This window comes from Caproiciproducens sp. MSJ-32 (assembly GCF_018918055.1).
Lineage (GTDB): Bacteria > Bacillota > Clostridia > Clostridiales > Clostridiaceae > Clostridium.
This window is the reverse complement of the sequence record NZ_JAHLPS010000063.1, coordinates 14,631-29,166: the sequence shown is the minus strand read 5'-3', so window position 1 is coordinate 29,166 and position 14,536 is coordinate 14,631. Positions and strand designations below refer to the sequence as shown.

At 26.8% G+C, this 14,536-nt stretch carries 13 protein-coding genes and 1 pseudogene; 13 read left to right on the top strand and 1 reads right to left on the bottom strand.

Annotated elements, in window-relative coordinates; all coding sequences use genetic code 11:
- Positions 1 to 143: 143 nt before the first annotated feature.
- The 8 genes and pseudogenes from KQI16_RS07430 to KQI16_RS07395 form a co-directional block, all read left to right on the top strand.
- Positions 144 to 518, top strand: a pseudogene (locus KQI16_RS07430) (hydroxylamine reductase); the annotation flags it as partial.
- 167 nt (positions 519 to 685) lie between these two features.
- On the top strand, positions 686 to 1,381 hold the full coding sequence (gene ric / locus KQI16_RS07425) for an iron-sulfur cluster repair di-iron protein (protein WP_119865377.1): 696 nt from the start codon (positions 686 to 688) through the stop codon (positions 1,379 to 1,381).
- Between the two features lie 34 nt (positions 1,382 to 1,415).
- Positions 1,416 to 2,234: a DUF438 domain-containing protein gene (locus tag KQI16_RS07420; protein ID WP_119865376.1), complete on the top strand. Its 819-nt coding sequence runs from the start codon at positions 1,416 to 1,418 to the stop codon at positions 2,232 to 2,234.
- 104 nt (positions 2,235 to 2,338) lie between these two features.
- On the top strand, positions 2,339 to 3,055 hold the full coding sequence (locus tag KQI16_RS07415) for a Crp/Fnr family transcriptional regulator (RefSeq protein WP_119865375.1): 717 nt from the start codon (positions 2,339 to 2,341) through the stop codon (positions 3,053 to 3,055).
- A 328-nt stretch (positions 3,056 to 3,383) separates the two neighbouring features.
- On the top strand, positions 3,384 to 5,645 hold the full coding sequence (locus KQI16_RS07410; RefSeq protein ID WP_216433237.1) for a glycogen/starch/alpha-glucan phosphorylase: 2,262 nt from the start codon (positions 3,384 to 3,386) through the stop codon (positions 5,643 to 5,645).
- 236 nt (positions 5,646 to 5,881) lie between these two features.
- Positions 5,882 to 6,286 carry an Hsp20/alpha crystallin family protein gene (locus tag KQI16_RS07405; RefSeq protein WP_216433235.1) on the top strand — a complete coding sequence of 135 codons (405 nt, stop codon included), beginning with the start codon at positions 5,882 to 5,884 and terminating at the stop codon, positions 6,284 to 6,286.
- A 164-nt stretch (positions 6,287 to 6,450) separates the two neighbouring features.
- Positions 6,451 to 7,167: a response regulator transcription factor gene (locus KQI16_RS07400; protein WP_216433233.1), complete on the top strand. Its 717-nt coding sequence runs from the start codon at positions 6,451 to 6,453 to the stop codon at positions 7,165 to 7,167.
- The gene (locus KQI16_RS07395; RefSeq protein WP_286172959.1) at positions 7,154 to 9,319 is read left to right on the top strand and encodes a sensor histidine kinase; all 2,166 of its coding nucleotides are present in this window, start codon (positions 7,154 to 7,156) and stop codon (positions 9,317 to 9,319) included. The genes KQI16_RS07400 and KQI16_RS07395 overlap by 14 nt, the downstream gene beginning before the upstream one ends.
- Before the next feature lie 95 nt (positions 9,320 to 9,414).
- Here KQI16_RS07395 and KQI16_RS07390 read toward each other — a convergent pair whose 3' ends face one another.
- A complete protein-coding gene (locus tag KQI16_RS07390) occupies positions 9,415 to 9,828 on the bottom strand; it encodes an EamA family transporter (RefSeq protein WP_216433228.1) in 414 nt (137 codons plus the stop codon).
- 220 nt (positions 9,829 to 10,048) lie between these two features.
- Here KQI16_RS07390 and KQI16_RS07385 point away from each other — a divergent pair, with 220 nt between their 5' ends.
- The 5 genes from KQI16_RS07385 to KQI16_RS07370 all read left to right on the top strand — a co-directional run bounded on the left by KQI16_RS07385 (position 10,049) and on the right by KQI16_RS07370 (position 14,532).
- On the top strand, positions 10,049 to 10,429 hold the full coding sequence (locus KQI16_RS07385; protein WP_216433226.1) for an ABC transporter transmembrane domain-containing protein: 381 nt from the start codon (positions 10,049 to 10,051) through the stop codon (positions 10,427 to 10,429).
- Positions 10,430 to 10,463: 34 nt separating this feature from the next.
- Positions 10,464 to 11,489, top strand: a complete 1,026-nt coding sequence (locus tag KQI16_RS07380) for an ABC transporter ATP-binding protein (RefSeq protein ID WP_286172958.1) — start codon at positions 10,464 to 10,466, stop codon at positions 11,487 to 11,489.
- Complete coding sequence (locus KQI16_RS13000) at positions 11,482 to 12,345, top strand: ABC transporter permease (protein WP_286172957.1); 864 nt, start codon at positions 11,482 to 11,484, stop codon at positions 12,343 to 12,345. Before KQI16_RS07380 ends, KQI16_RS13000 begins: the two co-directional genes overlap by 8 nt.
- The gene (locus KQI16_RS12995) at positions 12,323 to 13,117 is read left to right on the top strand and encodes an ABC transporter ATP-binding protein (protein ID WP_286172956.1); all 795 of its coding nucleotides are present in this window, start codon (positions 12,323 to 12,325) and stop codon (positions 13,115 to 13,117) included. The genes KQI16_RS13000 and KQI16_RS12995 overlap by 23 nt, the downstream gene beginning before the upstream one ends.
- A gap of 248 nt (positions 13,118 to 13,365) precedes the next feature.
- Positions 13,366 to 14,532, top strand: a complete 1,167-nt coding sequence (locus tag KQI16_RS07370; RefSeq protein WP_286172955.1) for a dihydroorotase — start codon at positions 13,366 to 13,368, stop codon at positions 14,530 to 14,532.
- Positions 14,533 to 14,536 lie beyond the last annotated feature (4 nt).

Below are 14,536 nucleotides of genomic sequence, written 5' to 3'. Positions count from 1 at the left end.
ATCCAAATGTTATTTGGGTTTATTAAGTATACTCAAAAAAAGACCTAACGGTATAAAATATCATAATAAATGTAAATTTATTCATAAAGAAAACAAAAATGGCAAGTAGAAACTTTTTTAAAATTTACTTGCCGAATTCAAGATTAACCCTTGCTTGTGGAAAATATAGATTTAATAAATTAGAATTTGGAGAAGTTTGTGGTTTACCAAGATTATTAGATCTTGGTCAATGTAATGATGTTTATTCAGCAGTGAAGATTGCGACTTCTTTAGCAGATGCCTTTGATACAGATGTAAATTCATTACCATTATCAATAGTTTTATCATGGTATGAACAAAAGGCAGTAGCAGACCTTTTAGCTTTATTATCAGTTGGTGTTAAAAATATGTATCTAGGACCATCATTACCAGCCTTTTTATCTCCAAATGTGTTGCAATATTTAGTTGATACTTTTGGTTTAAAACCTATTAGTACACCAGAAGAAGATTTAAAATCTTGTCTTCAACAAATAGTATAACTTATTTAATTTAAATATTAGATGATCAAAAAGAAATACAATTGATTTTACACAATTGTATTTCTTTTTATTTATATCAATAAATTTGACTATAATCACAGTTTTATATGTCAAATGTTTATATAATATACACATAAAGAATAAAGAACTTGTTTGGAGGGTATTATATGAATAAATTAAATGCTAATTTAAGTTTAGGAGAATGCGTAATTATTTATCCTGCTATTGTAGAAAGATTTAATGAAATGAATTTAGATTATTGTTGTGGAGGTAGTCAAAAGTTAGAAGAAGCACTATTAGAAAAGGGAGTTAATGTTGAAAAATTTATAGAAGAAATAAATGAAGAATTTGAAAAGTTTAAATTTAATAATAAAGAATATGTAGATTGGAATGAAAAAACATCTGAAGATTTAATTTATCATATAATTAATACACATCATGCAGCTACATTCCAATTACTAAAGGAAATAGATCCATTACTATTAAAAATATTTAAAGTTCATTTTCATCATATGCCAGAAACACTAATTAAAGTTCATAAGCTTTTTGGACAATTAAAAGCTGAATTAGAAGAACATTTAATAAAAGAAGAGAAAATTCTATTCCCTGCTATGATAGAATTTGAAAATTCAAAAGATGAAGTGAAAAAAGAAGAATTAGCTAAAGAGATAAAGTCCTTTATTGATGAACATGAGGCGGCTGGAGATATACTTAAGGAATTAGCAGAAATTACAGATGATTATAGAATTCCAGAATGGGCATGTACAACATTTAAACTAGTATACTTAAAGATGCATGATCTTGAAAAAGACTTATTTATTCACATTCATAAAGAAAACAATATCTTATTTAAAAGATTTTAGAGAATAATATTATGAATAAAAAAGGAGAATAATTATGGAAAAGAAGAGATTTATATTAGATGGAACTCATAATAGAGCTGTTGATGAAGATAAAATTAAGCAATTAACAACATTTTTATCAAAGTTAAATAAAGAAGGACTAACAGATGAATTAAAGGCAAAAGGCTTAAAATTGGTTAAAGCAATAAGTCCATTAGAACTTTCTATGGCAGAACAATCCTTAATTGATGATGGTATGGATCCAGCAGAATTAAGAACATTATGCGAAATTCATATGATGGTTTTAAAAGATGAGCTTGAAAAATTAAAGAGTAATATAAGCAAGGGGCACCTGTTATTCACAATGGTTGAAGAACATGATTTAATTTTAGGATTTTTAGATGAAATAGAAAAAACCACCAAGGAAATACTATCTATGGATAAGTATGATGCTAACAGAGAAGAATTTAGAAAAATTCCAGAACTAGCGTTAAATTTATTAAATGCAGAACCTCATCATAGAAGAGAAGAAAATGTATTATTCCCAGAAGTTGAAGCAAAGGGAGTAACTGGTCCAACAAGAATAATGAGAATGGAACATGAGGGGTTAAGAAAGAAAAAGAAAGCTTTAAGAGAATTAGGTGATGCAGTAGCCACTATGGATTTTGAAGAATATAAGACTGAATTAAAGAAAATTTCTGGTGAAATTGTATATGAATTAAGAGACCATATTTTTAAAGAAAATTATATACTATACCCAACAGCTTTAGAAACTATAACTAGCGAAGAAAAATGGGCTGAAATGAAGGAAAGATGCGATCTTTTAGGGTATTGTACATTTACACCAAACGAATTAGTTTTTAATATTGAATAATTATAATTAGAATAATTCCTCCTAGCTAATAATATTAATTTTTAAAAATTATATTTTATAGTATAATTAATATTAAAGAAAACTATTAGTTAGGGGGAATTGTATTGAGTTGCAATCATTGTTGCGAAAAATGTGCAAGCAGATTATATGCCCATGAAGTACCGATTTTTGAATCTCTTTCTGAAGAAGAATTAGAAAGGGTTATAAATATAAGAAAACATATGTCATTTAAAAAGGGAGAAAGTTTGTTTTTAGAAGGAGATAAGGTATCCAAGCTATTTATAATAAATGAAGGAATGGTTAAAATAACTAAAAGTACAACTAATGGTAAGGAGCAAATTATAAATATTTTAACTGTTGGAGATTTTCTTGGAGAAAGCAATATATTAGGAGATACTCTTGAAAGCAATGTTTCAGCAATTGCCGTTAAAAATACATCAGTATGTACAATTTCAAGAGAAGATTTTAATGAATTATTATTTAAGAATCCAACTATTTCTTTAAAGCTACTTTCAGAATTAAATAAGAGATTAATAGAAGTAGAAAATCTAACAAGTAATTTATCAAATAATAATCCTGAAGCAAGGATATGTTGTATGTTGTTAGAGTTTGCAGATAGATATGGGAAAGAACAAGTAAATGGTAAGGTAGAAATTAAATTACCTCTTAATAGGGAGGAAATGGCTAATTATTGTGGAATTGCAAGAGAAACATTAAGCAGAAAATTAAGTTTATTAGAAAGTGAAGGCATAATTGAGGCTGTAGGAACTAAAAAAATCATAATAAATAATTTAAACTCTTTAGAAGATTATATTATTTAAACTTTACATAAGAATTTTAAAGAAAGGGAATATTATTCATATCTATTCAAATGAAAAAACAGATATTAATAAAATAGATATAGGAATTGCTCTATGTCATTTAGATTTGTCTTTGCAAGAATTAGGAGTTATAGGCGAATTTAAATTTATAAATCCTAAAATAAAATCAAAATATAAATATATAGTTTCTTATGTTATATAGAAAATATGATAAAAGTTATATTAAAAATATACAAAAATAATTAATAATATACAAATCCGCCTTAAGATAATTGATATTATAAAGCTGTAAGGGTTAATTAATAATACAAAAGGGTGGGATAGATATATGATAGAAAATGATTTAAAAATAATTTTAAAAGAAAGAATTAATAAGACAATAAAAGAAGCAAGTAATGAGGAAATATATTTAGCTTTACTTGAATTAACAAAGAATAAAATTAAAAACACACCTTCTATTAAAGGAAATAAAAAATTATATTATATATCTGCAGAGTTTTTAATAGGAAAATTACTATCAAATAATCTAATAAATTTAGGAATTTATAATGATATAAAAAATATTTTAGAGAAGAATGGCAAAAATTTAAGTGAAATCGAAGAAATTGAATTAGAACCTTCATTAGGTAATGGTGGTCTTGGAAGACTAGCGGCATGCTTTCTAGATTCTATTGCAACTTTAGGATTAAGTGGAGATGGGATAGGATTAAATTATCATTTTGGTTTATTTAAACAAGTGTTTAAAGATAACAAACAAAAGGAAGAAAAAAATCCTTGGATAACTAAAGAAAGCTGGCTTACTAAGACAGATATACAATTTGACGTTTTATTTGGAGGCTTTAAAGTTAAGTCAAATTTATATGATATTGATGTAATTGGATATAATAATGGAAAAAATAAATTACATTTATTTGATATAGATACTGTTGACGAAAACATTGTAAAAGATGGTATAGACTTTGATAAGGAAGATATAAAGAAAAATTTAACTTTATTTTTATATCCTGATGATAGTGATGAGGCAGGACATTTATTAAGAGTCTATCAACAATATTTCATGGTAAGTAATGCAGCTCAATTAATCTTATTAGAAGCAGAAGAAAATGGTTATGATCTTAGAAATTTATATGAATATGTTACTATACAAATAAATGATACACATCCATCAATGATAATTCCTGAATTAATTCGTTTGTTAGGAATGAAGGGAATTGGCACAGAGGAAGCTATTAATATAGTTAGTCAAACCTGTGCTTATACAAATCATACAATTTTAGCTGAAGCTTTAGAAAAGTGGCCTATTAAGTATATAGATAAGGTTGCCCCTCAATTAATGCCGATTATAAGAGAATTAGATAATAGGGTAAGAGCTAAATATAGTGATGAAAGAGTTTATATTATTGATAAAAATGAAAGAGTTCATATGGCCCATATGGATATTCATTATGGATATAGTGTAAATGGAGTGGCAGAATTACACACAGAAATATTAAAAAATGAAGAATTAAAGCCATTTTACGATATATATCCTGAAAAATTTAATAATAAAACTAATGGAATAACCTTTAGAAGATGGCTGCTTCATTGTAATAATGAATTATCTAATTTTATTTCAGAGTTAATAGGAGATGAATATAAAAAGGATGCAAGCAAATTAGAAGTTTTGCTAAAATATGCTGATGATAAAGAAGTTTTAAGAAAATTAGATAATATAAAGACTAATAATAAAATTAAGTTAAAGAAATATTTAAAAGAAACACAAAATATTGAAATAGATGAAAATTCAATATATGATATTCAAATTAAAAGACTTCATGAATATAAGAGACAGCAAATGAATCTTTTATATATAATTTATAAATATTTAGAAATTAAAAAGGGAAATATTCCGAAAAGGCCTATTACAGTAATATTTGGTGCAAAGGCAGCTCCAGCTTATGTTATAGCTAAAGATATAATTCATGCAATTTTATGTTTACAAGAAATAATAGAAAAAGATGAAGAAGTCAATAAGCATTTAAAAGTTGTTATGATAGAAAATTATAATGTAACTAAGGCAGAAAAATTAATACCAGCTTGTGATGTATCTGAGCAAATTTCCTTAGCTTCTAAAGAGGCATCAGGTACAGGAAATATGAAGTTTATGTTGAATGGAGCTTTAACTTTAGGAACAGATGATGGAGCAAATGTTGAAATTCATGAGTTAGTTGGTGATGAAAATATATATATTTTTGGAGCATCAAGTAAGGAAGTTATAGAACACTATAAGAATAAAGATTATGTGTCAAAAAAATATTATGAAAAAGAAAATATTAAAGAATTAGTAGATTTCCTAGTAAGTGATAAAATGCTTGAAGTTGGGGATAAGGATAATTTAAATAGATTATATAATGAATTAATAAATAAGGATTGGTTTATGACCCTACTTGATTTAGAAGATTATATTAAGACAAAAGAACAAGTATTTAAAGATTATGAATCTAGGGAAATATGGAATAAAAAAGCTTTAATCAATATAGCAAAAGCAGGATATTTCTCATCTGATAGAACAATTGAACAATATAATAAGGAAATATGGAAATTAAAATAATAATTAAGGGAGCAGCAGAAAGCAGCTCCCTTTTAACTATAGTTAAATTAGCTGTGAATTTCTTAAAAAAGAGCAATATAAGTTATTTTATTAAAATATTAATACATAGCATAAAATTTTATTAAAATAGACAAAAAGACTAAAAAAATTAACCTTGACTTTCTTTGACTTTAATAATATAATACAAGTGTAAAGAGAAAATAAATATAAAATATTATATTAAGGAGGTTGTGGTTATGTTTGGATTAATTCCTTATACTTTTGATGAATTTAGAAGAATAGATTCTTTCTTTAATGATGTTTTTGAAAGAAAAGTTTCAGATATTAAGGTTGATATTAAAGAAACTGAAAATGAATATTTACTAGAAGCAGAATTACCAGGGTATAATAAGGAAAATATAAATCTTGAATATAAGAATAACTACCTAACACTTTCAGCTGTAAAAGAAGAAATTATAGATAATAGCAGAGGCAATTATATAAGAAAAGAAAGAAGTTATGGCAAGGTATCTAGAACTTTCTATATAGAAAACCTTGATAAAGATAATATTAAAGCAAGGTATAAAGATGGAGTTCTTCAAGTAATTTTACCAAAAATAGAAAAATCAATTGAAGAAAGTTCAAGAATAGAAATTGAATAAAAAAGGTGCACAGTTCTTAGGAGCTGTGCACTTTTTTTAGAAATTCTTAAGAATTAGAATTATCTTTTCTTTAGAATTAATAATTAAAATAAAAGCATATTAAAATTTAAAATATTTTTCTCATGTTTTATAATGTTGGTATTACTAGAAAAAAGGAGAGAGTTATGAATACATATAATATTTTAGTTGTTGAGGATGATATTGAGATAGCAAAGGCAGTGGAAATATATTTAAAAAATCAAGGATATAAGGTCTTTGTTGGGCATAATGGAAAGGAAGGACTTGACATAATAAATAAGGAAACTATTCACTTAGCTATTGTGGATATTATGATGCCAGTTATGGATGGTATACAAATGACAATTAAATTAAGAGAAAAATACGATTTCCCTTTAATTATGCTTTCTGCAAAATCAGAAGAGATTGATAAGATAATGGGGCTTAACATAGGAGCAGATGATTATGTAACAAAACCTTTTGCACCTATGGAATTAATAGCTAGGGTAAATTCCCATATAAGAAGATATTCAAGATATTTAGAATTAATAAATAATGGGGGTAAAGCAGAAGAACATAAAGATGAAGTATTTGCAATAGGGGGATTAGAGTTAAATGTTGATAAGGTAGAGTTAACTGTTGATGGTAAAGCTGTTAAGCTGACTCCTATTGAATTTAAAATACTACAATTACTTATGAAGCATCCAGGAAGGGTTTTTTCTTCAGAAGAAATATATGAGAGGGTATGGAATGAAAAAGCAGTAAGTACAGATACTATAATGGTTCATGTACGAAATATAAGAGAAAAAATTGAATATGATCCGAAAAATCCAAAATATTTAAAGGTGGTGTGGGGAGTTGGATACAAAATTGAAAAAGTATAGTAACTCATATAAAAAGCTTGGAATTAGCAGTATAATTATTTTATTAATAACTATATTATCAGTAATAATATTTAATAATTATAATAAAATATATAATTTATCTAAAGCAAATAATACTTCAAATAATAATTATGAATACATACAAGATACATTATACAGAAGTAATTTTGTTTTATATAAAATGTTAAAAGAAAAAGAAGAAGGAAAGCCAATATCTTATGGAAGTTTATATAATGAGATTTTAGAAAGTAAATATCAAAATGGAAATCTTCTTAGGGAAGGGGCTTTAAGAAGGGCAGAAAATAAACTGAAAAATTTAAAAAACTTAGATTATTTTATAATTAATAAAGCTAGCAAATTTTCTATTACAAATACAGATAAGAAGTTAGAAGACTTTATTAAAAACGTAGATAATAAAGATTTAAAAGATTATTATAGATACTATATTGTAATTGATTTTTCTTTAGAAGGAAAAAGCAGTGTTTTAAATACTAATAACTATTCCTATAATCAAGATTATTATTATAATAATAATGATAAATTAATTAACGAAGTTTTTAGGATAGATAAAAATATTAAGATTGATAATCCTAAAGATGTAACTATTGTTTATGGAATACCAAAAGTACTAGTATATGAACATGATATTATCGCTTATGAAGATAACAAATTTGAGTATGATAAAATAGCTGGTATTTTAATATTTTATATGTTTATTGCCTTTGCAGTAATTGCTTTAATAGCCTTATTTATTCCTTATAAAAAGTCTTTAGAAGATTTAATTATAGGAAAAGTTATCAATATTCCTTTTGAGATACTTATTATTTTACTTAGCTTTGAAGCTGCTTCAATAGCTTTAGCTCCTGAAATATTATATAGAACTTTAAATAACAGCCAAATAATAGAAGGATTTGCTGGCCTTGGTGTATCAGAAAATATTGTAAAATCAGCTATAAGCATTTTTAATATATTCTATTGGTTAATCTTATTCTTAGCAGTTTTTGTAGGAGTAACTTTAATAAAATATATCTTTGGAAAGGGCTTTATTAAATATATTAAAGAAAATACTTTAATAGGTAGAATAACAAGATTTTTAATTAAAAAATCAAGAGAAGGCTTAGATAACTTTGCAAGTATTGATTTTAAAGAAGAAGGAAATAAATATATCCTTAAATTAGTAGGAATAAACTTTATTATAGTAACGATATGCTGCCTATTATGGGTTGCTGGAATCTTTGCTGCTATAGTTTATTCAATCGTCTTATTTTTTATTTTAAGAAAATACTTATTTGAATTAAAAGATAAATACAGTATTTTATTAAATGCAACAAATAAAATTGCTGAAGGAAATTTAGATATAGAAATAACAGAGGATTTAAAAATCTTTGAAGCTTTTAAAGAAGAATTATTAAAAATTCAAAGAGGATTCAAAAAGGCGGTAGATGAAGAAGTAAAAAGCCAAAAAATGAAGACAGATTTAATTACTAATGTTTCTCATGATTTAAAAACTCCTTTAACTTCTATAATAACTTATATAGATTTGCTAAAGGATGAAAATTCATCAGAAGAAAATAAAAAACAGTATATTGATATTATAAATAAAAAGGCACAAAGATTAAAAATATTAATTGAAGATTTATTTGAGATGAGTAAGGTATCAAGTAATAATATTTCATTAAATATAATGGATATAGACATTATTCAGTTGATAAAGCAGGCTGAAATTGAATTACAGGATAGGATAAATGAAGTAGGCTTGACTGTAAAATGGAATATATCTGATGATAAAATAGTTGTTCCTTTAGATAGTCAAAAAACTTTTAGGGTATTTGATAATTTATTTAACAATATAATAAAGTATTCAATGAGAAACTCAAGGGTTTATGTTGATATTAATAATAAGGATGAGGAAGTAGAAATAATACTAAAGAATATTTCAGCAGTTGAAATGGATTTTACTGAAGAAGAGATTGTAGAAAGATTTCAAAGGGGAGACAAATCTAGAAGCACAGAAGGTTCTGGCCTTGGCCTTGCTATTGCAAAGAGTTTTGTAGAAGCTCAAGGGGGAAGCTTTAAGATAGATCTAGATGGAGATTTATTTAAAGTTATAATAAGATTTAAGCATAAGCCTAGAACTTTTATTACTATATAATAGTTTAATTTAAAAAATAAGTTGTAACTATATGTTACAACTTATTTTTTATCCTATTTAGAATTTAACAAAACTTCTGAGATGCTGGTTTATTTTTATAGTATTAAGACAAAGGTTCCTAGGGTGATTAAAATTCCACCAATAATAGTTTTAGCTGTTACTGCTTCTTTTAATATTAAGAAGGCTAAGACCATGCTTATAACTACACTAAATTTATCTATAGGAACTACTTTAGATGCATCTCCTAATTGTAGTGCCTTAAAATAAAATAACCAGGATAGACCTGTTGCAACACCTGATAAAATAAGAAATAGCCAGCTTTTTTGAGTTATGTTAGGAATTTCCTTATAGCTTCCATTTAAAAATACTATTCCCCAAGCCATTATAATAATTACAACTGTACGAATTGCAGTAGCTAAATTAGAATTGACATTTTGAATTCCGAGCTTTGCCAATATTGAGGTTGCAGCTGCAAAAAAAGCTGATAGAAATGCGTAAATAATCCACATAAAGATACTCCTTGTTTAAATTAATATTATTAATATATGTGTAAAAGAATAAAATTGCTATTTAATTATATAGTAAAAATTACACAGAATAAATGATTAATATTTTCAATAAATAATTATTTTCAATTAAAAATATTTTGTTGTATAATAAACAAAGAACAAAATCAATAGTACATATTTTATTTTATATAAAAATAGAAGTACAGGAAAGGAGACATCTTTGAAAAATTTATTTATGGAGATAGATAAGTTAAAGACTGCCTCACTGATTACTCGATTAACAAATGATGTAACTCAAGTTCAACAAATGTTTAATATGGCATTAAGGGCAGCAGTTAGATCACCTCTTATGGCAATAGGAGGAATAATTATGGCGGTGAGATTAAGTTTAAATCTTTCTACTATTTTTACAGTGTCTATACCAATTATAGTTATAGGTATAATAATAATTTTAAAAAAATCTATGCCTTTGTTTATTAAAGTTCAAAATAAGCTAGATGATATTAATCTTGTTATGCGTGAAAATATTTTAGGAGTTAGAGTTATTAAATCTTTCAATTTAGAGGAAAAACAAAAGGAAAGGTTCAATAAAAAAAAATAAAGAATTAACAGTTAGTAGTATAGCTTCTCAAAATATGAATCTAGTTCTTTCTCCTTTTACACAACTTATTATGAATTTAAGCGTTGTAGCAGTTTTATGGTTTGGAGGGAGGATGGTTTCATATCAAACTTTAGAGCTAGGAAAGATAATGGCCTTTGTAAATTATATGATTCAAATAATGCATTCTACTGTTATGGTTATAAATCTTATGATGAACTTTTCAAGAGCAAAGGCATCAGCTGATAGAATTAATGAAATTTTAAATATGACTTCCTCAATTAAAGAAAAGGAAAATGCTAAGAAATTAGAAGGATACGATATTGAATTTAGAAATGTGTATTTTAAATTCAATGAGGAAAGTGAAAATGTATTGGAGGATATATCCTTTAGTATAAAAGAAGGCGAACATATAGGTATTATAGGCCCAACGGGTTCAGGAAAAAGTACCATAATAAGCTTAATTCCAAGATTATATGATATATATAAGGGAGAAATATTAATTGGTGGAATTAATGTAAAAGAACTAAAACTAAAAGAATTAAGAGAAAATATAGGAATTGTTCTTCAAGAGAGTTTGCTTTTATCAGGAGATATTGAAGGAAATATTAGGTTTGGAAATAATTTTGCAACTTTCAAAGAGATTGAGAAAAGTGCTAAGGATGCCCAAGCTTATGAATTTATTAATAAGAAGAAAAATAAATATAAGGAAAAAATAGAGCAGAGAGCTAAAAATTTATCTGGGGGGCAAAAACAAAGGCTTTCTATTGCAAGAACTTTAGTTAGAAATCCTAAAATATTAATTATGGATGATGCATCTAGTGCCTTAGATATGAAGACTCAGTCTAAGCTTCATGAAGCAATAAAAAATAGAGATGCTGGAGTTACAATTATAACCATAGCTCAAAGAATATCTGCGGTAATGGATTCAGATAAAATAATTGTATTAGATGAGGGGAGAATATCAGCTATTGGTTCCCATGATGAATTAATTAGAAATAACGAAATATATAGAAGTATAGCAGTTTCACAATTAGGAGAGGAGGTGCTTTCAAATGTCTAATAGCAGGGGATTGCTAATAGGAAATACATCAGGAAGGGGAAGAGTAAATATTAAGGCTGGAAGCAAAGAAAAACTTAATAATCCAATGGAAACAACTAAAAGACTATTAAAATATCTTGGAGATAAAAAATACATTTTAATATTAGCCTTAGTGTTTTCAATAAGAAAAGATCTTTTTGAAAGTATTCAAAAGCTGCCAGTAAATTATTATGATACTCATTCAAGCGGAGATTTAATGAGCCGACTCACAAATGATGTTGATAATATTAATAACACTTTATCACAAAGCATTATTCAGTTTGCTTCGGGTCTTATTAATATAGTAGGTATGATTATTGCGATGCTATTATTAAGTCCAACTTTAACTTTGATTGGATTAATAAGTACTCCTCTTATGTTTATAATAACAAGAACTATTATTAATAAAACTCAGCCGATATTCTTGAGAAGGCAGAAAGAGTTAGGAGAATTAAATGGATATATAGAGGAAATGATATCTAGTCAAAAATTAACCTTTTTATTTGGACAAGAAGAAAAAGTAAGAAAGGAGTTTAGTAATAAAAATAAAGCTTTAACTAAAAGTGCAATAATAGCGGAAGCAATGTCTGGTGCAATGGCTCCAACAATGAATTTCATAAATAATTTTACATACTTTTTACTTGCAGTATCTGGAGGGATATTAATTCTTAAAGATATAAACATTACGGTTGGAACTGTATTTACTTTTATTCTTTATATGAGGAATTTTAATAGGCCTATAAATGAAATTTTAAATATAGGTAATACAATTCAATCAGCTTTAGCAGGAGCTGAAAGAGTTTTTGAAGTTATGGATGAAAAAAAAAGAAAAAGATAATAAAAATGCTAAAGAGTTGGAAAAGGTTGAAAGAAATGTTTTGTTAAGAGACATAGAATTTTCATATACTGAAAAGAAAAAAATACTAAAGGGAATAAATATAAAGGCTGAAAAGGGACAGACGATTGCCATAGTAGGGCCAACAGGTTCAGGTAAGACAACTATTATTAATTTATTAAATAGATTTTATGATGTAGATGCTGGAAGTATATTAATAGATGAAGAAAATATAAAGAATTATTCTTTAAAAAGCCTTAGAAAGTCTATAGCTATAGTGTTACAAGATACATTCTTATTTGAAGATACTGTAAGAGAAAATATAAGATATGGAAGATTGGATGCCAGTGATGAAGAAGTAGAAAAGGCAGCAAAATTAGCCAATGCCCATCATTTTATTAAACAGCTTCCAAAAGGATATGATACTGTATTGAGGGATAATGGAAGTAATTTATCTCAAGGACAACGTCAACTTTTAGCGATAGTAAGAGCAATGATATCAAATTGTTCAAATTTAGTATTAGATGAAGCAACATCCTCTATTGATACAAGAACAGAAATTCAGCTTCAAGAAGCTTTAAAGAAGCTTATGGAGAATAAAACGACTTTTATAATAGCTCATAGGCTTAGTACAATAAAAAATGCAGATAAGATAATTGCGGTAAAAGATGGGAGAATAATAGAAGAGGGAACTCACGATGAATTAATGAAACAGAAAGGTTTTTATTCAGAATTATATAATAGTCAATTTAGTCAGTTTAATTTTAAATTATAAAATTTCAGATTTTTATAAAAATAGTAATTGACAAATAATGTTTTTAGTGGCATAATAATTGAAAATGAACAAATGAATAATGAATGAATAAATATACATCTTTAAAACGATACAGAGATATCGATAAGATTATATAATTGCAATGTTTAAATGTTGGTGCTGCTTTTATGTTTGTCACCTTTATTTTGCATATTTATACCTTGTCGATATCGACAAGGTTTTTTTTTAAAATAAAAAGGGGGGGCTATATGTTTAATGTAAAATGCAATTTGCCAAAGAAGATAATTGAAGGCTGTCTGACTAATAAATATACTATTTTTCCTGCCTTTTGTGATGTACATGTTCACTTTAGGGAACCGGGGTTTTCATATAAGGAAACAATAAAATCAGGCAGCAGGGCAGCGGCCAGAGGAGGGTATTCAGCAGTATGTACAATGCCTAATTTAAATCCTGTACCTGATACTCTAGAACACTTAAATGAACAGATAAAAATAATAGAAAAAGATTCAGTTATTAATATTTATCCTTTTGCCTCCATTACTATAAATCAAGATGGGAAAGAACTTTCTGATATGAGAGAAATGGCCGGGAAAATACTAGGTTTTTCAGATGATGGAAAGGGAATACAGGATGAAGAACTAATGAAAAAAGCTATGAAAAGAGCAAAATCCTTAGGAAAGATTATAGCAGCTCATTGTGAAGACAACAGTTTGCTTAATGGTGGGTATATTCATGAAGGAGTTTATGCTAATAAGCATAATCATAAAGGCATCTGTTCAGAAAGTGAATGGAAGGTTATTGAAAGAGATTTAAGATTAGCTAAGGAAACTGGCTGTGCTTATCATGTTTGTCATATTTCTTGTAAAGAAAGTGTTGAGCTAATAGGCAAAGCAAAAGAAGATGGAATAGACGTTACTTGTGAAACTGCTCCTCATTATTTAGTCCTTGATGAAAATGACTTAGAGGAAGATGGCAGATTTAAGATGAATCCTCCATTAAGAAGTAGGGAAGATAGACTTGCTCTCATTAAGGGAGTTCAGAATGGAACAATAGATATGATTGCAACGGATCATGCACCTCATAGTATTGAGGAAAAATCAAAGGGACTTGAGGAAAGTGCTTTTGGTATTGTAGGAATTGAAACAGCTTTTCCTGTGCTTTATACAAAATTAGTAAAAGAAAATTTAATAAGTTTAGAAAAGTTAATAGAGCTTATGGCTATAAATCCGAGAAAAAGATTTGGAATACCTTTAGGAGATGATTTTACAATATGGGATTTAAATGAAGGAATAGTTGTTAATTCAGAAGATTTTCTTTCTAAGGGAAAGGCAACTCCTTTTGAAGGTATGAAGTTAATGGGGAAATGTATTGCAACAATTTGTAATAATAAAATCATTTATATTGATGAAATTTAAGGAG